At 50.0% G+C, this 23,296-nt stretch carries 23 protein-coding genes and 1 riboswitch; of the genes, 11 read left to right on the top strand and 12 right to left on the bottom strand.

Translation table 11 applies throughout. The features are described 5' to 3' along the window. Positions 1-195: 195 nt before the first annotated feature. Together murI and btuB are read right to left on the bottom strand one after the other, a co-directional pair. Positions 196-1,062 carry a glutamate racemase gene (gene murI, locus HMPREF3119_RS10025; RefSeq protein ID WP_004237999.1) on the bottom strand — a complete coding sequence of 289 codons (867 nt, stop codon included), beginning with the start codon at positions 1,060-1,062 and terminating at the stop codon, positions 196-198. Further along, positions 1,007-2,917, bottom strand: coding sequence for a TonB-dependent vitamin B12 receptor BtuB (gene btuB / locus HMPREF3119_RS10020; protein ID WP_070579583.1), 1,911 nt, complete (start codon positions 2,915-2,917; stop codon positions 1,007-1,009). The genes murI and btuB overlap by 56 nt, the downstream gene beginning before the upstream one ends. A 64-nt stretch (positions 2,918-2,981) precedes the next feature. Next, a riboswitch (cobalamin riboswitch) is annotated at positions 2,982-3,168 on the bottom strand. Positions 3,169-3,275: 107 nt separating this feature from the next. On the opposite strand from btuB, the gene trmA reads away from it, so the two are divergent. From trmA to HMPREF3119_RS09990, 6 genes are all read left to right on the top strand, one after another. After that, entirely contained in the window at positions 3,276-4,376 is a 1,101-nt protein-coding gene (gene trmA / locus HMPREF3119_RS10015) for a tRNA (uridine(54)-C5)-methyltransferase TrmA (RefSeq protein WP_004237997.1), read from the top strand. Positions 4,377-4,810: 434 nt separating this feature from the next. Continuing rightward, entirely contained in the window at positions 4,811-5,500 is a 690-nt protein-coding gene (locus HMPREF3119_RS10010) for a DUF4198 domain-containing protein (protein WP_070579580.1), read from the top strand. Positions 5,501-5,509: 9 nt separating this feature from the next. Beyond that, a complete protein-coding gene (locus HMPREF3119_RS10005) occupies positions 5,510-6,022 on the top strand; it encodes a nickel ECF transporter (RefSeq protein ID WP_004904707.1) in 513 nt (170 codons plus the stop codon). A gap of 13 nt (positions 6,023-6,035) precedes the next feature. After that, complete coding sequence (cbiM, locus tag HMPREF3119_RS10000) at positions 6,036-6,668, top strand: cobalt transporter CbiM (protein ID WP_004237994.1); 633 nt, start codon at positions 6,036-6,038, stop codon at positions 6,666-6,668. Beyond that, positions 6,661-7,377, top strand: a complete 717-nt coding sequence (locus HMPREF3119_RS09995) for an energy-coupling factor transporter transmembrane component T family protein (RefSeq protein ID WP_004237993.1) — start codon at positions 6,661-6,663, stop codon at positions 7,375-7,377. The genes cbiM and HMPREF3119_RS09995 overlap by 8 nt, the downstream gene beginning before the upstream one ends. Then, positions 7,292-7,936: an energy-coupling factor ABC transporter ATP-binding protein gene (locus tag HMPREF3119_RS09990; RefSeq protein WP_015422339.1), complete on the top strand. Its 645-nt coding sequence runs from the start codon at positions 7,292-7,294 to the stop codon at positions 7,934-7,936. The genes HMPREF3119_RS09995 and HMPREF3119_RS09990 overlap by 86 nt, the downstream gene beginning before the upstream one ends. A gap of 65 nt (positions 7,937-8,001) precedes the next feature. On the opposite strand, the gene HMPREF3119_RS09985 is transcribed toward HMPREF3119_RS09990, so the two are convergent. The 4 genes from HMPREF3119_RS09985 to HMPREF3119_RS09970 form a co-directional block, all read right to left on the bottom strand. Further along, positions 8,002-9,336, bottom strand: coding sequence for an NCS2 family permease (locus HMPREF3119_RS09985; protein ID WP_004237991.1), 1,335 nt, complete (start codon positions 9,334-9,336; stop codon positions 8,002-8,004). 129 nt (positions 9,337-9,465) lie between these two features. After that, positions 9,466-10,239 (bottom strand): amino acid ABC transporter permease, encoded by a 774-nt coding sequence (locus tag HMPREF3119_RS09980; protein WP_004237990.1) that lies wholly within the window; start codon positions 10,237-10,239, stop codon positions 9,466-9,468. A gap of 1 nt (position 10,240) precedes the next feature. Next, complete coding sequence (locus tag HMPREF3119_RS09975; protein WP_004237989.1) at positions 10,241-10,978, bottom strand: amino acid ABC transporter permease; 738 nt, start codon at positions 10,976-10,978, stop codon at positions 10,241-10,243. 77 nt (positions 10,979-11,055) lie between these two features. Then, positions 11,056-11,889, bottom strand: coding sequence for an ABC transporter substrate-binding protein (locus tag HMPREF3119_RS09970; RefSeq protein WP_004237988.1), 834 nt, complete (start codon positions 11,887-11,889; stop codon positions 11,056-11,058). A gap of 631 nt (positions 11,890-12,520) precedes the next feature. Here HMPREF3119_RS09970 and HMPREF3119_RS09965 point away from each other — a divergent pair. Genes HMPREF3119_RS09965 through HMPREF3119_RS09945 form a run of 5 tightly spaced genes read left to right on the top strand, consistent with a single transcriptional unit; the run spans position 12,521 to position 18,176 of the window. After that, a complete protein-coding gene (locus tag HMPREF3119_RS09965) occupies positions 12,521-13,108 on the top strand; it encodes a fimbrial protein (protein ID WP_004237987.1) in 588 nt (195 codons plus the stop codon). 55 nt (positions 13,109-13,163) lie between these two features. Beyond that, the gene (locus HMPREF3119_RS09960; RefSeq protein WP_004237986.1) at positions 13,164-13,856 is read left to right on the top strand and encodes a fimbrial biogenesis chaperone; all 693 of its coding nucleotides are present in this window, start codon (positions 13,164-13,166) and stop codon (positions 13,854-13,856) included. A gap of 14 nt (positions 13,857-13,870) precedes the next feature. After that, a complete protein-coding gene (locus HMPREF3119_RS09955) occupies positions 13,871-16,381 on the top strand; it encodes a fimbria/pilus outer membrane usher protein (protein WP_032098600.1) in 2,511 nt (836 codons plus the stop codon). A gap of 9 nt (positions 16,382-16,390) precedes the next feature. Further along, a complete protein-coding gene (locus HMPREF3119_RS09950) occupies positions 16,391-17,470 on the top strand; it encodes a fimbrial protein (RefSeq protein ID WP_004237983.1) in 1,080 nt (359 codons plus the stop codon). A 13-nt stretch (positions 17,471-17,483) separates the two neighbouring features. Further along, on the top strand, positions 17,484-18,176 hold the full coding sequence (locus HMPREF3119_RS09945; protein WP_062773327.1) for a fimbrial biogenesis chaperone: 693 nt from the start codon (positions 17,484-17,486) through the stop codon (positions 18,174-18,176). A gap of 32 nt (positions 18,177-18,208) precedes the next feature. Here the strand turns inward: HMPREF3119_RS09945 and HMPREF3119_RS19800 are convergent, their stop codons facing one another. The 6 genes from HMPREF3119_RS19800 to pstS form a co-directional block, all read right to left on the bottom strand. Beyond that, positions 18,209-18,469: a zinc-ribbon domain-containing protein gene (locus HMPREF3119_RS19800; RefSeq protein ID WP_062773329.1), complete on the bottom strand. Its 261-nt coding sequence runs from the start codon at positions 18,467-18,469 to the stop codon at positions 18,209-18,211. A gap of 124 nt (positions 18,470-18,593) precedes the next feature. Then, on the bottom strand, positions 18,594-19,364 hold the full coding sequence (gene phoU / locus HMPREF3119_RS09935; RefSeq protein WP_004904690.1) for a phosphate signaling complex protein PhoU: 771 nt from the start codon (positions 19,362-19,364) through the stop codon (positions 18,594-18,596). A 13-nt stretch (positions 19,365-19,377) separates the two neighbouring features. Next, positions 19,378-20,154 (bottom strand): phosphate ABC transporter ATP-binding protein PstB, encoded by a 777-nt coding sequence (gene pstB, locus HMPREF3119_RS09930; protein WP_004237979.1) that lies wholly within the window; start codon positions 20,152-20,154, stop codon positions 19,378-19,380. A gap of 31 nt (positions 20,155-20,185) precedes the next feature. Continuing rightward, positions 20,186-21,073, bottom strand: coding sequence for a phosphate ABC transporter permease PstA (gene pstA, locus HMPREF3119_RS09925; RefSeq protein WP_004237977.1), 888 nt, complete (start codon positions 21,071-21,073; stop codon positions 20,186-20,188). A gap of 1 nt (position 21,074) precedes the next feature. Beyond that, the gene (gene pstC / locus HMPREF3119_RS09920; RefSeq protein WP_004237976.1) at positions 21,075-22,031 is read right to left on the bottom strand and encodes a phosphate ABC transporter permease PstC; all 957 of its coding nucleotides are present in this window, start codon (positions 22,029-22,031) and stop codon (positions 21,075-21,077) included. Positions 22,032-22,111: 80 nt separating this feature from the next. After that, on the bottom strand, positions 22,112-23,152 hold the full coding sequence (gene pstS / locus HMPREF3119_RS09915; protein ID WP_004237974.1) for a phosphate ABC transporter substrate-binding protein PstS: 1,041 nt from the start codon (positions 23,150-23,152) through the stop codon (positions 22,112-22,114). Positions 23,153-23,296 lie beyond the last annotated feature (144 nt).

The following is a 23,296-nucleotide window of genomic DNA, read 5'->3' as shown; positions in this document are numbered from 1 at the left end:
CTGCGTTGTTGCGAGGCTGCGTATATTACGCTTTCCTCATTTGGTGTCAAGTATTTATTTTCAGACTTTTCACCTTGTTATCTCAGCAGACTTCGCGTTCTGTGCTGTGACAACGGATGCGCATTATAGGGAGTTTTCATCTGACCGCAAGGGGTAATTTATAAAAATGTGCTGACTGCTGATTAATGCAGCAAATCATCCTGTAATCGTTAGTTTTTTCAGCGATTCGAGTCCCAATTGCTGCAAAACAGGCTGTAATTTCTGTGTCGTTTCATCATCCCGCATGCAATACGCCACATTTTTTTCTGCAGTTAAGTGATGAGGTTTCTCACTGTTATTGATTAACCACTGCACGCGGCGGGCAATCGCCGCCCCGGAGTCCACCAGCCGGGTGCCATCCGGTAATGCCGATTTCAATTCTTCGGCAATCAGCGGGAAGTGAGTGCATCCCAGAACTACTGTGTCAGGCGGCTCTTTCATATTCCGCCACGGCGCAAGGATTGTTTCCAGGGCACCCGCCGGAATCGCCTCACCATACAGCTTGCGCTCTGCGAGTTCGACCAGCTCCGCCGACCCCAATAGTGATACCTGACACTCAGAAGCAAACCGGTCAATCAGCTCCCGGGTGTAAGCCCGTTTTACCGTTGCCCGCGTTGCCAGCAGCCCGACCAAGCCGTTGCGTGTCAGTTTCGCTGCCGGTTTAATCGCCGGAACCACGCCGACCACCGGAATATCAGACATTGCACGCAGTGCAGGCAGCGTAATAGTGCTTGCGGTATTGCAGGCAATGACAATCACTGCCAGCGGATGCTGCTGAGCAATCTGACGGACAATCTTAGTCACACGTTCGACAATAAAGGCTTCGGTTTTTTCACCGTAAGGAAATGCCTCATTATCGAATGCATATATATAGTGGAGATCAGGAAGTAATTGTCTTACTTCCTGATAGACAGATAAACCGCCCATGCCGGAGTCAAACAGCAGCACTGTCGGGCGGGTTTTCGGATCAGAAGTTGTAGCTTCCTGTAAGGAAGTATTCGCGGCCAGCGGTTCGATAGCCATACGCAGTCTCGTAGTCTTTATCAAACAGGTTAGCTACTTTACCACGAATTGTCAGATGGTCAGTGATCGGATATGCAGCTGTGATATCAAAAACACTTGTTCCACCCAACGATACACTTTCAGTTTTATAGGTTTTGTCGTTATAAAACTTATCTGCCCGCTGACTGATATACTGATATGTCACGCCCATATCAACATCAGTAATCACCCAGTCCAACTGGTATTTTACCTGCTGTCTTGCCCTGCGATCTAATCGTTCATTAGTATCTTTATTTCTTGCATCCAGATACTGATAAGTCAGCTGATGGTGGAAAATGCCCGTATCCATCTCACCGACCCATTCCAAACCTTTGAACTCAGCCTTGCTGCGGTTACTGTATGTACTGACCATACCGATATCATATTCGATGAGGTTTTTGATCTCATTACGATAACCGGATAATTTCCATGACAATGGTCCGGTATCACCCTCCAGACCTAGTTCCCACTGTTCACTTTCTTCAGGCTTCAGATTTGAATTTCCTTTCAATATTCCTCCGCCATCAAATACTGTATCCGCATAAAGCTGACCTAATGTCGGCGCTTTGAAACCTGTTGCATAAGAACCGATGACACGATATCCATCAATAAATTCCCAGCCAGCACTTGTCTGCCAGGTTGTATGCCATCCGAATTGAGAATGATGATCAGAGCGTACTGCCCCTTCCAAAATAAAATTATCAATCTGCTGTTGTGCAGTCAGATATAACCCAGTATCAGAGACGGATTTACTTTCTGCGGTAAGCGCTGTACCCGGTTCTGTTTCCTGTTTCTGATAATCAACCCCAGCGTTGATACTGCCATAGCCCACACGGTAATTGTTACCCCACTGGACTGAATACTGTTTTGAATTGTCTAATGTTGCACTTTTTTCATAACGCCCGTAACGGTTATCATAGTTGTAATCTTTGACCCTACTGTAGCTCATGAGCAATTGGGAGGAGTAATCATCCTGATTAAAAGTTACGCCTGCATCATACGTGCGGTTTTCCAGCTCGCGGCGGTCATTCGCAGGATCTTCCGGTCGCGACCACTCTGCTGATTTCATTGCAAAGTATTTGCTGCGATTATCATATCCATAAGCTCGGCCATATACTGAAAACTGCTCATTCAGCTTATGATTGACGTCCAGCCAATATGTTTTATTCATGAACCCATAATCACGGCCGCTAGGTGTGTAATAGCCATCATAGTCATTACGAATTTCGAAACCTTTGGAGTAGGTATATGCTCCCGCAGCAGTGACCCTCGTATTTTCGCCGATCTGCTGCTGAATGGTTCCGGTATAATTCTGATAGCCGTGTGAACCAATACCCGCTGTGATATTTGAGCCGATATCATCGCGGATAGTAATTATATTCAGCACACCACCGATGGCATCAGAGCCATAAACGGCAGAACGCGGGCCACGGATAAATTCCACCCGCTGAACCAGAGCAACTGGGAACTGATTTAAATCCGGCTCACCTGTAATACCAGCGTTATTCAACCGGACGCCATCAATCAGAACCAGCAAATGCTTTGCCTCCGTGCCACGGACGCGAATTGTACTGTTCTGACCCAGACCGCCACTCTGTGTAACATCCACCCCCGGTAACCGGCGCAGAATATCGACGACAGAATTCGACTGCCACTTATCTATCTCTTCACGGGTCACAACGGTTACCGGCGCCAGCACGGACGAAACCGGCTGCTGGAAGCGGTTAGCAGAAACAATTATCTGATCATCATTAGTATTAGCAGAAGCGCTAAACGATAACGCGGAAAACACGGCCAGTCCGACAGCGGACAGCGCATAAGGCGAGGTCATTTTCATTTTTTCCTGAGCACCCACATATATATAAAGAGGATGCCACCCGTCTGCTTTGTAGCGTCAGCAGGACGGACGACAAATCTTCGGCAGGTCTTCGGACTCAGGAGGGTACTACGTTATTCCCCGCAACGACTTCCCGTCATTTATAACAGTGTCATCGTGTTGCTTTTACCATTACCGCTGCGCGCCAGTTCCGGAATTTCACCGGATTCCCTTTTCATTCTTATGAAGAAACCGAATTATCATGCTACGATCCGGTTTTAAAACCTGTCCAGAGTAAGATATCTGAATTGTCGGGCGGGACACTTTATTCATAAACACACGAACAATTTTTGTGATCAGCAAAACGGATCGACGCGCCATGCATAACACGTTACCTATTGAAAATTATGAAGAACAACTTGCGGAGAAGGTAAGAAGTCTGCAAACAATGATGCAGCCTTTTCAGGCACCGGATGCTCACGTATTTGCGTCACCAGTTTCACACTACCGGATGCGCGCCGAATTCCGTATCTGGCATGAAGGGGATGACCTCTGGCATATCATGTTTGATCAGCAGACCAAACAGCGTATCCGGATTGATACCTTCCCGGCCGCAAGCCAGCTGATTAATGACATGATGCAGGCCATTTTGCCGTTACTGAAACAGACTCATCTTCTGCGTCATAAACTTTTTCAGATTGATTATCTGTCGACACGCAGCAACAAAATTATTGTTTCCCTGCTCTATCATAAAAAACTCGATGACAGCTGGACAGAGGCCGCTAAAACATTACGGGCACAATTGCAGTCACAGGGTTTTGATTTACAGTTGATTGGCCGTGCCTCTAAAACAAAAATCATGCTGGATAATGATTATGTTGATGAAGTTTTACCGGTCGCAGGTAAAGAGATGATTTACCGCCAGGTTGAAAACAGCTTCACGCAGCCGAATGCAGCGGTCAATATTCATATGCTGGAGTGGGCACTTGCCGCGACAGAAGGTTCACAGGGCGATTTGCTGGAGCTGTATTGCGGTAACGGTAATTTCTCACTGGCGCTGGCGCGTAATTTCCGCCGCGTGCTGGCAACCGAAATCGCCAAACCGTCAGTGGCTGCCGCGCAATATAATATCGATGCTAACCATATCGATAATGTGCAGATTATCCGTATGTCCGCGGAAGACTTCACACAGGCGATGCAGGGCGCGCGTGAATTTAACCGCCTGGCGGGAATTGATCTGTCCTCTTATGAATGTAATACCATATTTGTCGATCCGCCGCGCAGCGGACTGGATGCGGAAACCGTTAAACTGGTTCAGGGCTACGAGCGGATTCTGTATATTTCCTGTAATCCGGAAACATTATGTGAAAATCTGGAAACACTGAACCAGACACATGATGTCGTGCGGCTGGCGCTGTTTGATCAGTTTCCGTACACCCCGCACATGGAAAGCGGCGTTTTGTTGATCCGGCGCGGATAAGTTGTTACGTGTTTCCCCGGAAAGTTCTTGATCGTTGATCAGGAACTTTTTTACTTTATGAGTTTATATCAATTATTTCTTTATGATCTCCGGCTGGCGCCCCGGTTTTCTTGATTCATCAGAATGATCCACTGAGCCCGCTGATAAACGGTGAAAAATACATCATAAAGTGACATTTAAATCCTGTAAATATTCATTCAACGAATATTCATTACACTCATAACATTTCAGAGACAAAAAATAACCCTCACGCAATAGATTAACAACCCGCCCAAGACCATTAAAAAAAACGTTTGCGGTAAATAAATATTTAACAATTTACTGTGAGCTATTCCTGATATTAATTATTCTTCTGAATTTAAGGTCTTATTTTCATTTTCACTCATCTATACTCGGCCGTAAATAATCCCGCAACTTAATCGAAAGGTATTTTTATGTCTCTGAAGAAAATGACGTTAATTTCAGCCGCCCTGTTATTTGGTAGTTTTCAGGCAAATGCGCACAATATTTGGATTGAACAAACTGACGGCTCTGATTATGTTGTCCGTTTTGGTCATAATCCGACAGAAAAATATCCGGAAAATAAATTAAAACCGGTTCAGGCTGTAATGCCTGACGGTAAAGTGGAAACCGTCAGTACCACCTTTAAAGATGGCGAAGCTTACTTTGTCATGCCTGAGAGTGCATCCATTATATTATTAGGTTACGACAACGGTGTCTGGAGTAAATTAAAGAATGGCCGCACCGTTGAGAAAAATAAAATTGAAGTACCGGATGCAGAGTTCAGCAAGAACCCGATTAAATTCAGCAAAAATATCGTTAAGTGGGATGACAACGCTACAAAAGTCTTTAACACCCCTTATGAGCTGGTACCGATGACCAAACCGGTGGCCGGTCAGGAGTTTGAGATCAAAGCCCTGAAAGATGGTCAGCCGCTGGAAGGCATGAAAATCGCCAAAAGCGAAGAAGACCCGGGAGTGCTGACCAACAAAGACGGCCTGGCAAAATTCAAAGCTGAAAAAGGTGCCAATAAAGTTTACGCCGAATACAAACTGGATACACCGGATAATAAAGAGTACGGGTTCCAGCAGCTGGAATATGTTTTATCTTTTGACGCTGAGTAATTAAACGTTATGAAATCTGTTTATTTATTTGCCATTTTACTGATTAACGGGGTGCTGTTGGCAACAACAGCACAAGCTCACTCCATGCATGTGGTTGCACAGCTGGAAGGGAATGTGATCAGCGGCCAGTCTTATTATTCTGATATGTCTCCGGCAAAAGATACTTATGTCGGTACGTATCTGAAAGGCCACGAAGATGATGAAATATCCGGAAAGACCGATGAAAAAGGGTATTTTAAAATCGAAGTCCCGGCGACCGGTGATTATATTCTCTATGTTGAAGGTGATGAAGGGCACAAAGTGGAAACGGAAGTTCCGGTTATTTCCGCCTCAGCTAACACCGGCAGCAGTGATTCCTCTTCCGGTTATATTCAGATCCGCCAGGATATTGACCAGCTGAAGAATAAAATCTATCTGCAGAATATTCTCGGTGGTGTGGGCTATATCGTGGGTATTTTCGGTGTGATTGCATTCTTCCGTGCCCGTGAATTAACAAAGCAGGCCGCTAAAAACGCCGCATAACAGGAGGAAGACCATGCATTTATCTGAAGGCGTATTACATCTTCCTGTTCTGGCCGGTGCCGGTGTGGTGGCTGCGGCCGGGGTTGCCATCGGCATCCGCCAGCTGGATACCTCGCGTCTGTCACTGGCAGCCCTGTTCGGGGCGGCATTCTTTGTTGCCGGTACCATCCATGTGCCGATCGGGGTCAGCAGTGTGCATCTGATCTTAAACGGACTTGCCGGATTGTTCCTCGGCTGGGCGGTTTTCCCGGCATTCCTGATTGCCCTCGCGCTGCAGGTGCTGTTTTTCTCCTTCGGCGGCTTTGCGGTTCTCGGGGTTAACCTGTGTAATATCTCTATCCCGGCGCTGCTGGTCTATTACCTGTTCCGTAACTCCCTGCGTCCGGGGCTGAGTCAGGGACGTCTGGTTTATCTCGGGGTAATGGCCGGGGTTATCGGTACGCTGGGTACGGTGTGCCTGACCTCGCTGGCACTGGTGCTCGACAGCGGTAAATCCTATATCGATCTGGTCTGGCTGCTGTTTATCGGACACCTGCCGATTTTTGTCACCGACTCCCTGATCAGTGTGGGGATCCTGCTGGCGCTGGCCAAAATGCGTCCGGCCTCCCTGATGGTCAATCAGCCCGGGCAGCATACCTATGGATAAATGGCTGCCTCCTCACCGGCGCCTGCTTCTTGCTGTTCTCTGGGCTTTTCTGCTCAGCGGTATCCGGCAGACCGACTGGCTTATTGCCGGTCTGTCGGGTGCTTTTCTGCTGTTTGTTGTCTGCCGCCGCCGTCAGTTGGGCCGTTCACTGCTGACGGTGCTGAAACTGAATATTTTCATCCTGTTTGTCTGGCTGACACTGCCGTGGAAAATTGAGAGTCAGGGCATTGTTCAGTCCCCGGCCGGGGTGTTTCTCGCCCTGCAAATCACGCTGAAAATGAATGCGATTCTGCTGTTTGTCTCTGCGATGCTGACAAACATGACAGATATCGATCTGGCGTGTGCGGTGAAACGTTATCCCCTGCCCGATAAACTGATAAAGCTGTTTATTCTGACTATCCGTTATATCGCGATTTTCAGCGAAACCAAACAACAGCTTGAAACGGCCATGAAAGCCCGGGGATTCCGCAAAGGGATGAATAAACGGACATTTACCATGTTGTCCCAATTGGTCGCCCTGCTGCTGATCAAAGCCATGCACAAAGCGGAAACCACTGAAATGGCGCTGAAAGCCCGGGGTTTTTACGCGCGTCCGTCTTCTGTTAATACAAAAAGGTCTGTTAATGACGTCCCAAAATCCCCTGATTCAGGTCAGCAATCTGGTTGTCAGCCGCAACAATGCGCCGATAATTCAGGATCTGAGCTTTGAACTGAACGCCGGAGAACGGCTTTTTCTGTGCGGTGATATCGGCAGCGGGAAATCAACACTGCTGCACACACTGTTAGGTTTTATCCCGTTCACCGGGGATATTTCGGTTTTCGGTAAATCCCGTCTTTCCGAAGATGATTTCACAGAGGTGCGCGGCCCTCTGGGATTGCTGTTTCAGCATCCGGATGATCAACTGTTCGGCCCGGGTGTGCTGGATGATGTGATGTTTGGTCCGCTGAATATGGGGATGACACAGGATGCGGCGCGGGAACGCGCTTTACAGTGCCTGGAAATGCTGGATATTGTCCGGCTGAAAGACCGCGCTGTGACTGAGATTTCCGGCGGAGAGAAAAACTTCACCGCACTGGCCGGTGTGCTGGCAATGTCGCCGTCTGTTCTGTTGCTGGATGAGCCGACCAACGGACTCAATGAGAAAAATATTCAGCGTCTGGAAGACATTCTTACACAACTGGATCTGCCGATGATTGTGGCCTCGCATAATCAGCAGTTTACACAGCGGATGGCGCACTGCGTGATCCCGTTCCCCTGCCGCTCCTGAGCCTGATATAAAAAACCCCCGGCAGCGGTTGTCCGGCTGCCGGGGTCTGTTCAGACGGATCGTAATCAGGCGTCCACAAATACCATTTTAAGAATAAACAGCAGCGATACCACCACCACACACAGGTTCAGCTCACGCCAGCGGCCGGTACCCAGCTTCATTGCGCAGTAAGCGATAAACCCTAATGCAATCCCTTCTGTGATAGAGAAGCTGAACGGCATCATCACGGCAGTCACAAACGCCGGAACGGATTCGGTCAGATCATTCCAGTTTACCCGCACCAGGCTGGAGGTCATCAGCACACCGACATAAATCAGTGCCCCTGCAGTCGCATAGGCCGGCACCATTGACGCCAGCGGTGAAATAAAGATAGCCGCGAGGAACAGCAGGCCGACCACGATAGCTGTCAGGCCGGTACGCCCGCCGACAGAAACCCCGGAGGTACTTTCAATAAATGCGGTAACAGAGGACGTCCCCATCGCAGAACCGGCGACGGAGCTGATGCTGTCCACATACAGCGCTTTTTTCATGTTCGGGAAACGGCCTTTTTCATCCGCCAGCCCGGCCTTATCAGTCACGCCGATCAGGGTGCCGGAGGAGTCAAACAGGTTCACCAGCATAAACGAGAAGATAATCCCGGCGAGAGATAAATCCAGCGCGCCCATAATATCAACATGGCCGACAACCGAGGTGATTCCCGGCGGCACATCAAACACGCCCTTGTAGGTCACATCCCCGAGGAAAAGTCCGATGGAGGTTGTCACCACAATCGATACCAGCACCGCAGCATGGATATTGCGCGCGGCCAGAATGGCGATAATAAAGAAGCCCAGTGCACCCAGCACCACACTGTGATCGGTAAACTTACCGATAGTCACCAGGGTATCCGGGTTCGGCACAATAATACCAGCGTTTTTCAGCCCCATCATGGCGATAAACAGCCCGATACCACTGGTGATACCGACCCGCAGACTCAGCGGGATATGGGCAATCAGCCAGTAACGGATGCGCAGTAAGGTCAGGATAAACAGCCCGACCGCACCCCAGAAAATCGCGCCCATCGCCACTTCCCAGGAGTAGTGCATCGCGCCTACCACCACAAAGGCGAAAAAGGCATTCAGCCCCATTGCCGGCGCAACCGCCACCGGCAGGTTAGCAAATAACCCCATTCCGATACTGCCGATGGCAGCGATCAGACAGGTGGTGACAAACACCGCTTTGATGTCCATCCCGGCGAACGAGAGGATCTGCGGGTTTACAAAAATGATATACACCATGGTGAGGAAGGTGGTCAGCCCGGCAATAATTTCTGTGCGGACAGTGGTACCGTGTTCCTGTAATTTGAACACGCGCTGGAGCAGGCCCTGATGAGGATCAGTGCCGGAAGTCGGAGTAGTCATGAATAAGAAGTCCCGGAAATTTGTTTTTTTCGGCTTATCCTACCGCATCGTTTTCAAAAAGAAAACGTTTGCGTTTCATTGCGGGAAAATCCCGGCCATTAACCGTACCGGGATTGTTACTGATCAAACTTATGATGAACAGGATGCCGGTTTTTCTGACAGCCGTACCGGTTTCTCTCTTCCCCGGCCAAACAGACGGGCAAGCCACGACTGACGGGGCTGCCGCTGTAATGAATAACGGCGCATCAGCGCATTTGCCCCCAGTTCCAGCCCGGAACACATCACAAAATAGATAAAAGCAACAAACAGGAAAATCTCTGTCGGGTAGACCATACTGCGGTTATTGACCTGAGACGCAAGGAACGACAACTCCCCCACACCGACGATATAGGCCAGCGAGGTATCTTTAATCAGCGCAATCCACTGATTAATAAAGGACGGGATCATCATCCGCAGCGCCTGCGGCAACACAATATGCCACAGCACTTCCCACCGGCTGAAACCGAGAGACATCCCCGCCTGCCACTGCCCTTTGCCTATTGCCAGAATACCGGCCTTCACACCGTGGGCGATATAAGCCGAGGTAACCAGCGCCAGTGCGCAGACGACCGTGGTAATTTCCGGCACATCCACACCAAAGGCAATCGGCAGCAGGAAATAGACCCAAAATATCAGCATAATGATGGGAATAGCGCGGAAAAACCCGAGAAATGCCGCAAACAGGTTTACCCACCAGCCACGCAGCATTGCCAGCATCACTCCGCCGATAGTCCCGAGCACCACGGAAATGGCCCCGGCAATCAGGCTGATCACCAGCGTCAGTGCCGCACCCTCAAGCGGACCGTCCGGGAAAGTGCCGAACAACAGATATTCCCAGTTATCACGAATTACGGAAAAGTCCATCTTAATGCCCCTGTGCCAGTGCCCGTTGTGTCCGCCACTGCCCGAAGGCTTCCATTACGGCAATAATGGCGATATAGAGGATCGTCGCGACTCCGAAGGCTTCAAAGGTTTGTAAGGACTGACTTTCCACCTGACGCGATGCATAAGAGAGTTCAGCCACACCGATCGCCATAGTCAGGGACGAGTTTTTCACCACATTCATATACTGCCCGAGCAGCGGCGGCATGGCGATTCTGACCGCCTGCGGCAGCACCACATAGCGCATGGACTGCCACGGAGTCAGCCCGAGCGCCAGTGCGGCTGATTTTTGCTGCCGTCCGATACCGGCAATTCCCGCCCGTAGTTCTTCCGCAATGAACGGCGCAGAATAGAGTGTCAGCCCGAACCACCCGGCGATAAATTCAAATGACGGCCATGCGAGTGTCAGCCCGGCCAGTTCAATTTCATGCGGCGTGTTCAGCCAGATTTTCAGCGCCTGCGGCAGGATTTCTCCGGAAGCGAAATACCAGAAAAACAGCTGTACCAGCAGCGGCGTATTACGGAATACACTGGTGTAAGCACTGACTAACCAGCGGAGCGGTGCGAGCTGGCTGTCCCGCCCGGCCACCAGCAGGAAACCCAGCAATGTCGCCGCGAGAATCGTCCAGAATGAGATAAGCAGGGTGATCACAAACCCCTGCCCCAGCCATCCCAGATATTCCGGCGCAAGTAAGTGCGCACTTATAAATTGCTCAAACATCCGCTAATCCCGTCTGTTACCGCAAAAATGCAGGAAGCCTCACCGGAGTGAGGCCTGATTCAGAAAACACACTCACGTTACTTCGGCTGGTCAGCCAGCGGAGCGAACTTAAATTCACCGCGCGGTTGTTCGGCTTTGGTGCCCGGACCAAACCACTGGTTATAAATCTGCTGTGATTTGCCCTCACTTTCGAGTTTCAGCAGGGTTTTGTTCACTGCTTCCACCAGACGGGTTTCTCCTTTCGGTGCTGCAAGCGCCTGGTATTCACGGGTCAGACTGAACGGAGAGAGTTCAAACTCCGCTTTTACTGACTCCGGCAGGTTACCGAGCAACCCGACCAGTTTGGCATCATCCTGCGTGATAGCATCGACGTTACCATTGCGCAGTGCTGCGAAGGCCAGCGGGGTATCATCATAAGAAATCACTTTGGTGCCCGGATATTTCTCGCGCAGCGTCACTTCCTGAACGGTACCTTTATCCGCGCCGATGCGCAGTTTTGCCACATCTTCCGGGGTTTTCAGCACACCTTTGCGGGCAATAAATTTTTGTCCGGTCTGAAAATCAGGAATGGAGAAATCCACCTGTTTCGCACGCTCACCGGTAATGGTGAAGTTCGCCCCGATTAAATCCACTTTGCCGGAGACCAGCAGCGGAATACGGTTTGCCGGGTTAGTCGGACGCAGTTCCAGCTTCACGCCGAGATCATCGGCAACGGCCTGTGCAATATCCACGTCATAACCTGCCAGTTTTTTGGTCTGCGGGTCGATAAATCCGAACGGCGGGTTGCTGTCAAAAACCGAAATACGGATCACGCCGGCTTTCTGAATATCATCAAGCTTATCAGCCTGTGCTGTACCACTTACTAATGCTAAACCGGCAAGCAGAGCCGGAACAAATAATGTCGGTTTCATACACACCCCTGGAATCAGTCACGGAAAACGTCAATTTGTGTAAATCACCATCTCACGCTATCAACTCCTGCTTAGTTCCTGAAATACTAAGAAAGAATAATTCCATAACTGATTGTTCTAAGATGAACACAAGGGCAGAGCCGCTCTCCGCAATAACAAGCCATTATCTTTAATTTATCCATTTTTATTAAAAAAAATTAATTACATTACTTATGATTATTTATCGAAATAAAATCATACGTTATTTTTTCTACGGAAATATTCACTGACCATGATAAGAGATACTAAACGCTCCATACAGCTGTTAATTAAAATTAATATCTAAAAGAAATTACTTATCAGAAAACCGTTAATAAACAATCACATCTTATTATTTGTATATTTATCTTTCCATTACCACCAAAATAAAAAATGAATACGAACTTATAAAAAATACAAGTTCTGAAAATGAAAATTTATAAACCTTGACAATAATCACATATCTGTAAATTTAAAAATTAAGAACTGGTAAATATCCCTAATGATTATAGATTTAAAGAGACTGATTCTTATTAGTCTCTTTAAATGAAAATCCGCAAAAATAGCCTCTTATTTTTGTCAGTCTGGTATCTTATTTTTACCGGAGTTAACCATGTTAAAGAAAACGCTTATTACGGCATTAGTTTCTGCCGCCTTTTTTTCAGGCTCAGCGTCTGCGGTCACTGCTGCGGGCGGGATTATAAACATCACAGGTGCTATCAGTGACACCACCTGTACTATTAACGGAGGCAACAGCGCCGACTTCGCCGTATTATTAGATCCGATTACAGTAACGGATGCCGGGGTAACCGCAAATACCGTCATTACCAAAAATCAGAAAGCATTTACCATGACATTCTCTGATTGTGCACCTGCTTCAGTCCCGCCCGGAAGTAACCTGAAAATACATTTCGCGTCCCCCAACAATATATCGTCAACCGGAAACTACCTGATTAACGATACCGTTAATGAAGGGGATCCGTCTGTCGCGAAAAATGTCGGGTTCAGTTTATCGTCAACAACCGCACCGTCAGTGGCACTTTCACTGAATGCGGCGTATGACACCGGAGTGAAGGGAGATAAAACCGCACCAGCATCGGATCAGGTGACATTAATTGCCAGTTATTACAAAACCAATACCTCTCCTGCAAAAGTCGGGCCTGTACATTCCAACGTGATTTATACAGTCTCTTATTTATAACCATTGTCAGACAGTCAGGCTTGTCAAAAAGCCTGACTGTTTACAGGGGAATATAATGAAACGCCGATTCTTTTTTCTGATGATGCTTATTTTATCAGGTAATGCTACCGCCAATATCGTGATTAACGGAACGCGGCTTATTTATCATGAAGAAAATGACAGCATTACTGTTCAGCTGAATAATAACAGCCAGACATCATCATTAGCCCAGAGCTGGACAGATGACGGTGACATTAATGCCACACCGGAAAACAGCAGTTCCCCGTTTTATGTTTATCCGCCGATTGTCAAAATAGACGGAATGCAGGGACAGCAGCTTAAAATAAAGAAAAATAATGAAAAACTACCGGATGACCGGGAAAGTGTCTTTTATCTCAGTGTGCTGGATATTCCGGCCACGCCCGCCAATGCCAAAGGAAAAAGTGTGTTACAGGTGGCCCTGCGGTCACGGATAAAGCTGTTTTACCGCCCAGCCGGGCTGACGGCAAATCCGGAAACGGTTATTGATAATATTCAGTGGAAGCTCAACGGTGACCATTTATCCGTCACTAATAATTCCCCGTATCATTTTACCATTGCGGCGGTCAATGCTAATGACAGCAGCCACACCTGGCTGGCCGCCTCCGAAATGATTCCGCCATTTTCTGAAAAACAATTACCACTGAAAAATAAACCCGCAGCCCGTAATGCCTCAGTGACCTATGTGGATGATTACGGTGTGTATAAGTCGAAGAATATTACCTTCTGACGGACGATAATAACGTGAAAACACAACACTGCCTGCCGATTCTGATTATTGCCGGATTATGGAGCTATCCCCGCGAAGGCTTCACGGAAGAGTTCGATACCACCCTGCTGGCCGGTGAATCCGCTAAAGGGGATATTTCACGTTTATATCAGGAAAATACACTGCCGTCCGGCGATCAACTGATGGACGTTTATGTCAATAACACCTGGAAAGGTCAGTTTACCGTTGAAGTAGGGGAGCATAATAATGCCCTGAATTTTCAGCCGGAAGATATTAATAAGCTCGGGCTGAATCTTTCTGATGACGCGAAAACATTATCCGCAGAGAAACAGCCGGTTCCGGCAGATGATCTGACTTCCGGACTGACTTACCACCTGAATAAAAGTACATTACGGTTAGATTTGTCCGTGCCGCAAATCGGGGTAAAGACCGCCGATGCCGGTTATATTGATCCGGAATTATGGGATCACGGGCAGCCCGCCGTTATTCTCGGCTATAACGTTAATTACTATAACGCCAGACAAAAAAAGAATAACAAACAGAGCAATGACAGCTTTTTTGCCACAGTAAACTCCGGGCTGAACCTCGGTGTCTGGCAATTCCGCGATGAATCGGTTTACACCTCTTATTCCGGCGGACATAAAGGCTGGAAAAATAACAGCCGTTATCTTTACCGTCCGATCAGCCGTATTTTATCTGCGCTGACGCTGGGGGATTTTTATACGCCGCCTTCTATGTTCGGCAGCTTTAAATTCAGAGGCGCATCACTGGGAACGGATATGAATATGCTGCCGCCGTCCGGCCAGGGATTCGCACCAATCATCCGGGGTGTTGCTCAGACCAACGCCCTCGTCAGTATTTACCAGAACGGCAATCTTATTTTTCAGGAAAACGTACCGCCGGGTGAGTTTATGTTCCGTGATATTCAGCCGACCGGCGGCAGCGGCGATTTTTCCGTCATTATTCAGGAAGCAGACGGACGGAAAGAATCATTTACCGTCCCCTTCTCCGCTGTACCCGATATGCTGAAAGAGGGAATTTATAATTACAGTCTGACCGCCGGTCAGGCACGCCTGGATAATACACACTACCGCCCGGAGTTTGTGCAGGGGGAATTCCGTTACGGGCTGAATAATACCGTGACACTGTATACCGGCGGGATTGCCGGAAAAGATTACCGCTCTCTTTTGGCGGGCAGTGCCTGGAATCTGCCGTTCGGTGCGCTTTCTGTTGATGTGACACAGGCGGATGCGGACTTTAAAACCGGCCACAAAAGCGGCCAGAGCTACCGTATCGCCTACAGTAAGTTTGTCAGCACCACCTCCACCAACCTGACTCTCGCGACATACCGCTACTCCACCGGGAATTTTTACAGTTTCACCGATGCCATCTATCAGCAGGATAACTACCGGGCGTGGGATGCTTACCGTAATGAGCAGGAAAACCTCACCGATAACACGCCGCGTCAGATACCGGATCTGATGACAATGGATGCCATGCGCGGTGCTCGCGCTAAAAATACCTTCACCGTGAATTTAAATCAGTATCTGGGAGAGAACCGGGGGGTGATTTATATCTCCGGCACACACCGGGATTACTGGAATTCCGGCGGCAGCAACCGGGAATATCAGCTTGGATATTCAAACAGTTATAACGAGATCAGCTATACCGTGTCTGCATCACGCACCCGCAATTTTGATGATAAAAATGAAACCCGGTTTTACCTGAATGTCAGCGTGCCGATTTCTGTTTTCGGTAAAAGTGCATCACTCAGCAGCGGTATTTACGCCACCGATTCCCGTTATCAGCAGGCTACTGTCAGCCTGAGCGGCACAGCCGGTAAAGATGATTTGGTTAACTACACGCTGACCGGCTCAAACCAGAACGGCGGCAGTAATCTTGCAGGCGCGAACCTTACTTACCGTAACCCGTACAGCACCCTGTCCGGCTCATTCAGTGAGGGTAACGATTACCGTCAGGCGGGCGCCGGGGCAAAAGGAACTATCGTCGCGATCCCGGGCCACATCGCCATGTCCGGTGACACCGGCAATACCTATACCATTATTGATGCCCCGCAGGCCGGTAACCGGATGGTGAATTCGGATAAAGCATCCCTGACAAACAGTGATGGTGTGGTGCTGATGACACAATCTGTTCCTTACCGCGCCAATTCTTACACTCTGTCAGACACAGAAAAAAGTTCCGGTGCCGAAGTGACCGGTAATATCGGCCAGGTCAGCCCGTATAAAGGTGCGGTCAGTTATATCCGCATGGAAACCGATCCCCGTCAGACTTTCATTCTGCGGGCGGCGCGGGAAAACGGCAGCACACTGCCGTTCGGCACAGAAGTGACTGATGAGCAGCATCAGCCGCTGGGATATGTCGGGCAGTCAGGGCTGCTCTATCTGAAAAGCGGGCAGTTGCCGTCATCACTGATCATAAAACTGACGGCAGACGGGAAACAGCAGTGTGTTATCCGCAATCCGGTGGTCACACCGGATAAAAATCACAATATCTGCCGGTAAAAGGAAACAATGATGAAAACATCCGCCGCTGTATTACTTTTATTCCTGACGGTGATAAGCAGCAGGGCGGCTTATGCCACCTGCTCGGTAACATCCACCCAGACAGCACCGGCCGTGGCGCTGGATCTTTCGGCTGATCTGATCGGCGCCACCACAACCGTATCCAAAGTATCTCAGACCAACTTCAGCGGCCCGTTTACCTGTACGACAGCATTGCCGCTGTTTCCGAATACCATCGGGATCGACTCTCCCTTTAATGGCCGGACAGCGACAATCGGGTTTAATAACGGCGCACAACTCGTCAATATCACCCTGACCGCACTGACAAAAAATAATGTTTCCGGCCTGGCGGCCGGTACTCACAACGGAACAGAACTCAATACCGGTTTCACACTGCGTTTTGATCTGGTCACCACGCCGACCGGCAACTACACCAAAGTTCCGGGTAATACTGTGACGATCACACCGGTCATTTTTGCCTCTGATGCCACCACCCTGGGGCTGGTGGGCTGGCTGGCAGCACTTCTCAATAAGATTTTGCAGTTTTTACTGACACTGCAATGGCCGTCCGATCCGAATGATATGTTTTTGCAGCCGGTGCAGATTACTTACAATCCGCCGGTGACCACCTGTACCTTTACCAATGCCGGGCTGACCGTCAGCCTGCCGCTGATGAGTATCAATGCCGTTAAAACCACCGATAAAGCCGGATACACCCCGTTCCGCCTCAATTTTACCTGTGGCGGCCTCCTCCCGGGTAACACCGCGTCCCGGGATATTGCCATGTTCCTGTCGTCGTCCAATTTACAGCCGTCCGATAAAACCGTGCTGACCAATACCATTTCCGGCGGTGCCGGTGGTGTCGGCTTCCGGGTGGTGAAAGCCAATAATCTCAGCAGTCCGGTACAGTTTTCTGACAGTGCCAATGCTCAGGGCAGTGCCACCAGCATTTTCACTGCCGCCAAAGGCAGCGCGGTTTCACCAGCGTTCTCTGTCGATCTCGGCGCGTATTATTATCCCTACAATCCGACTGCGGTAACACAGGGAAAAATAAGCAGTTCCGCGACTCTGGTTTTTTCCTACAACTGAACCGGTGGAGGACATGATGCGGACAGGCATTCTGATCATTCTGCTCCTGTGCATACAGGTGGGATACGCTGGTGTTGTCATCAATACCACGCGGGTGATTTTTCCGGGTAATCAGGAAAATACAGAAATCCAGCTGACCAACAGCGGGGACATGCCGTCACTGGTGCAGAGCTGGGTGGATGAGGGGGATATCAATTCCTCGCCGGAAACCAGCAGTGCACCCTTTATGGTGGTACCGCCGGTGACGCGGATTGCAGGGAGCGGCGGACAACAGCTGAAAATCCGTGTTCTGAAAAATAATCTTCCCCGCGACCGGGAATCGGTTTTTTATCTCAATGTGGTGGATATTCCGGCGAAGACGGCCACCACCGGTAATACCCTGCAATTTGCCCTGCGGACACGGATAAAGCTGTTTTACCGGCCGGATGATCTTTTGCAGCCGCCGGATGCAGTCCCGGAACAGATTTCAGCCTCGTTATCAGGAGAAACACTGATTCTGAAAAACCCCACGCCTTACTATTTCACATTATCCGCGCTCGTCTCCGGCGGAGATAATGCGCCGTCACATATCAGCACCGTGATGCTCGCCCCTTATTCAGAGAGCCGGGTGGCATACACCGGGCATTTATCTGCGGGAGAGTCCGTCACGCTGATCAGCATTAATGATAAAGGGCGCAGTGTGCGGACAGAGAAAAAGCTGAACTGAGAATGCCGGTCAGGTAATGACCGGCTTTTGCATTACGGGTTGAGTGCATTACCGCACCGGCCGCAGAAGCGGCTGTCCGGCGGGTAACCGGTACCGCACTTCTGACAATATCCGCTGATATTCTGCGGAGTATTGTTGTTTAACTGCTCCGGATAACCATTATTGTCACGGCCATGCTTATTGTAACCCGTATTACCATGTTTGCTGCCATGACCGCTGCTGCAGTGGCCGCCGCTGCGGTTCCCGTGACCGGATCCGCCTCCGCTGTTAAAAAACCGGCTGAATAAACCCATCGTACACCTCCGGAAACACTGTTTTGTCTGTTTCAGAAAGTATAAACCCCGGAGTTAACTCCAGGGTCAAATCAGAACAGGGACTTTTACAAAAACAGACAATATCGCCGGAGAAGCCACCCGGTTATGCCGGATCATTCCCTTTTTCGCCGTTATTACTGTGTGCGGAGACTTCAATCACATGCTCGCCGAGCAGGATACGTTCCACATCATCCCCTTTCACATGACGGAAATCCTGTCCCTTCACATAATAGAAGATAAATTCGCAGATATTCTGGCAGCGATCACCGATACGCTCGATAGAGCGGGCACAGAACAGCGCGGTCAGGACACTCGGGATAGTGCGCGGATCTTCCATCATATAGGTCATCAGCTGACGGACAATCCCTTCATATTCCTGATCCACTTTCTGGTCTTCGCGGTAGATGCGGATAGCTTCCTGAATATCCATACGCGCAAAGGCATCCAGCACATCATGCAGCATCTGAATGGCATGGCGGCCGAGGGATTCCAGACTGACCAGCAACGGCTGATGCTGCTGTGAAAATTTTTCCAGCGCGGTTTTGGCAATTTTATCCGCCACATCCCCGATCCGTTCCAGTTCGGCGATGGTTTTGGAAATCGCCATAATCAGGCGCAGGTCGCTCGCGGTCGGCTGGCGTTTGGCAATAATGCGGACACAGGCTTCATCAATCATCACTTCCATGATGTTGACCTGCTTGTCACCAGCGATAACCTCACGCGCCAGGTCTTCGTCCTGGTTATGCATGGCGGTGATCGCTTTGCTGAGCTGCTCTTCCACCAGCCCGCCCATTGTCATCATTTCTGTGCGGATATGCTCTAATTCAGCATTAAACTGCCCGGAAATATGTTTATTGTGATTCAGATTTTCCATGATTGTCTCCGCATCAGCCATAACGACCGGTGATGTAATCTTCGGTTTGTTTCTTGCCCGGGGTGGTAAACAGGGTATCAGTATCACTGAATTCAATTAGTTCGCCCAGATACATAAATGCAGTGTGGTCAGAACAGCGCGCCGCCTGCTGCATGTTATGCGTGACGATCACCACGGTGTATTCCGATTTCAGCTCGCTGATAAGCTCTTCAATACGCCCGGTGGAGATAGGATCCAGTGCCGAGCACGGCTCATCCAGCAGGAGAACCTCAGGGCGGATAGCAATACCGCGGGCAATACACAGACGCTGCTGCTGACCGCCGGAGAGGCTGTAGCCGCTCTGATGCAGTTTATCTTTGGTTTCGTTCCACAGTGCCGCTTTGGTCAGTGCCCACTGTACCCGCTCATCCATCTCGGCGCGCGGCAGTTTTTCAAACAGACGGACACCAAAGGCAATATTGTCATAAATAGACATCGGGAACGGTGTTGGTTTCTGGAACACCATGCCGACTTTGGCGCGTAATAACGCGATATCCTGGGTATCGGTCAGAATATTGGTGCCATCCAGCAGGATTTCGCCTTCCGCACGCTGTTCATTATACAGTGCGTACATTTTGTTGAAGGTACGCAGCAGGGTCGATTTCCCGCAACCGGACGGGCCGATAAAGGCCGTGACTTTATTTTTGGCGATATCCAGCGAAATGTTTTTCAGCGCGTGGAACTGGCCGTAATAGAAGTTCAGATCACGAACCTGAATTTTGCTTTCAGTTACGTTTTGAATTTTACTCATGACTCTCTCTCATTCATCCGCAGTCATTTAATCAGTGCTTTTTCTTCGCAAACAGCACACGCGCCACGATATTAATTAACAGCACACACAGTGTGATCAGCAGGACACCCGCCCAGGCCAGACTCTGCCACTCCGCAAACGGACTCATGGCAAACTTGAAGATAGTGACCGGCAGGTTAGCAATCGGCTGCATCAGATCCGTACTCCAGAACTGGTTGGAGAGGGAGGTAAAGAGCAGCGGCGCCGTTTCCCCGGCAATACGGGCAATCGCCAGCAGCACCCCGGTGATAATCCCGGAGACCGAGGCTTTCAGGGTAATCGCTGAAATCATTTTCCATTTTGGTGTGCCGAGGGCATACGCCGCTTCGCGCAGGCTGTCCGGCACCAGACGCAGCATGTTTTCCGTGGTACGGATAACAATCGGGATCTGTAACAGTGCCAGGGCAATCACCCCCGCCCAGCCGGAGAAGTGCTGCATCTGCATCACCACGATGGTGTAAACAAACAGTCCGACCACAATCGACGGTGCGGATAACAAAATGTCATTAATAAACCGGGTGACTTCCGCCAGCCAGGATTTACGGCCGTATTCCGCCAGATAAATCCCGGCAAGAATACCCAGCGGTGTCCCGATAACGGTCGCCCATAAGATCAGCAGGCCGGAACCGACAATGGCGTTCGCCAGACCCCCGCCTTCGGTGTTCGGCGGCGGTGTCATTTCGGTAAACAGCGCCAGCGACATGCCGTCCATCCCTTTGGTGACGGTCGAGAACAGGATCCAGATTAACCAGAACAGCCCGAATGCCATGGTGGACATGGATAAAAACAGGGCAACGCGGTTTTTCTGACGGCGCCAGAACTGGCGTTTCTGCCGTGCGCTGATATCCACTTTCGGTTGTTGAATATTCATTTCAGCCATCTCAGCGCCCCTCTTTCTTATTCAGACGCATCACCATAAATTTGGAGATAGCAAGGACGATAAAGGTGATGACAAACAGAATCAGCCCCAGCTCCATCAGTGCCGCTGTGTGCAGCCCGGATTCCGCTTCCGCGAACTCGTTCGCCAGTGCCGAGGTGATACTGTTGCCCGGCATGTACAGCGAGAAGCTGTCCAGCTGATAGGTGTTACCGATGATAAAGGTCACCGCCATGGTCTCCCCCAGGGCGCGGCCCAGACCCAGCATCACGCCGCCGATCACCCCGTTCTTGGTGTACGGCAGTACAATCCGCCAGATCACCTCCCAGGTGGTACAGCCGATGCCGTAAGCCGATTCTTTCATCATCACCGGCGTCTGCTCGAACACATCGCGCATCACCGAGGCAATATACGGAATGATCATGATGGCGAGGATAACGCCCGCCGCCAGGATCCCGATCCCGAAGGCCGGACCGGAGAACAGCTCGCCGACAATCGGGATGCTCGACATCACCTCGCCGACCGGCTGCTGGAAATAGGTGGCAAACAGCGGGGCAAAGACAAACAGTCCCCACATGCCGTAAACGATACTCGGAATAGCGGCTAACAGCTCGATCGCGATACCCAGTGGACGGCGCAGCCAGTTCGGTGCCAGTTCTGTCAGGAACAGCGCAATCCCGAAACTCACCGGGACCGCAATCAGCAGGGCGATAACCGAGGTCACGATGGTGCCGTAAATCGGTACCAGTGCCCCGTACTCTTCCGCCGGCGGGTTCCACTCTTTATTCCATAAGAAACCTAAGCCGAATTTTTCAATGCTCGGCCATGACGCAATAATCAGTGAAATAATAATTCCGCCAAGTAACAATAGCGTAATCAGCGCTGCCAGTTTTACCAGAGCACTGAAAAGTTGGTCGCCGCGTTTGCCTGGTGGTTTCATTGCCGTTTTCAGTTCGGCCATAGTCGCTTCCGTTTTTACACAGATCCCCCCGGTGCGGGGGGATCAATTACTGATAAATCGTTACTTCATCATCTGCCGTATCAGTACAGCGGCTTACCGCTGCTGTCTTTGACACTGGTTTTCCATGATGCACGGACCTGTTCAATCACTTCTTTCGGCAGTACCGCGTAATCCAGTTTTTCTGCCTGCTCACCGCCGTTCTTGTATGCCCAGTCAAAGAATTTCAGAACTTCCTGACCTTTGGCAGCATCTTTCTGATTGGTATGAACCAGGATGAAGGTGGTGGAAGTAATCGGCCATGCATTCGGACCCGGCTGGTTAGTCAGATCCTGAGCGAAGCTTTTTGACCACTCGGCTTTACGCGCTGCGTTACTGAAGCTTTCGCCGGTCGGGGAAACCGCATCACCGTCCGCAGAAATCAGCTTGGTGTAAGCCAGTTTATTCTGTTTGGCGTAAGCGTATTCCACATAACCTATAGAGCCCGGCAGACGCTGAACGAATGCTGCGATACCGTCGTTGCCTTTACCGCCCAGACCAACCGGCCAGTTAACGGTAGAGCCTGCGCCGACCTGCTCTTTCCAGTCAGGGCTGACTTTTGACAGGTAGCTGGTGAAGACGAAAGAGGTACCGGAACCATCCGCACGGCGGACAACCGCGATATCCTGATCCGGCAGTTTAACTGACGGGTTCAGTTTGGTGATTGCCGGGTCATTCCATTTTTTGATTTTACCCAGGTAGATATCACCCAGGGTTTTGCCGTCGAGCACCAGTTCACCGGACTTCAGACCCGGCAGGTTGACGGCCAGCACCACACCGCCGATCACGGTCGGGAACTGGAATAAATTATCTGCGGCCAGTTTATCTTCGGACAGCGGCGCATCTGACGCCCCGAAATCAACGGTATTGGCTACAATCTGCTTCACACCGCCGGAGGAACCAATCCCCTGGTAGTTAACTTTGTTACCGGTTTCTTTCTGGTAAGTATCAGCCCACTGCGCATACACCGGCGCAGGGAATGTTGCACCCGCCCCGGTCAGACTGGTCGCGGCAAATGCAGAAAATGCAGAGAGAGAAAGTGTCGCTGCCATAACAGTGGCTACTGCGGTACGCATCGGTTTCATGATCCCTCCTGACGGGATTTATAGATAATGACGATAAACGTTGTATCTGGTTAATGTCGGAACATGAGGGAAAATAGGACAATCTGGTGACAATAATATGTAGGTTATATGACAGTTTTATGACACTGCAGGTGCGCGGGGACA

It is taken from the genome of Morganella sp. HMSC11D09 (assembly GCF_001807955.1).
GTDB classification, from domain to species: Bacteria; Pseudomonadota; Gammaproteobacteria; order Enterobacterales; family Enterobacteriaceae; genus Morganella; species Morganella morganii.
This window is presented reverse-complemented; position numbering and strand designations above follow the sequence as displayed.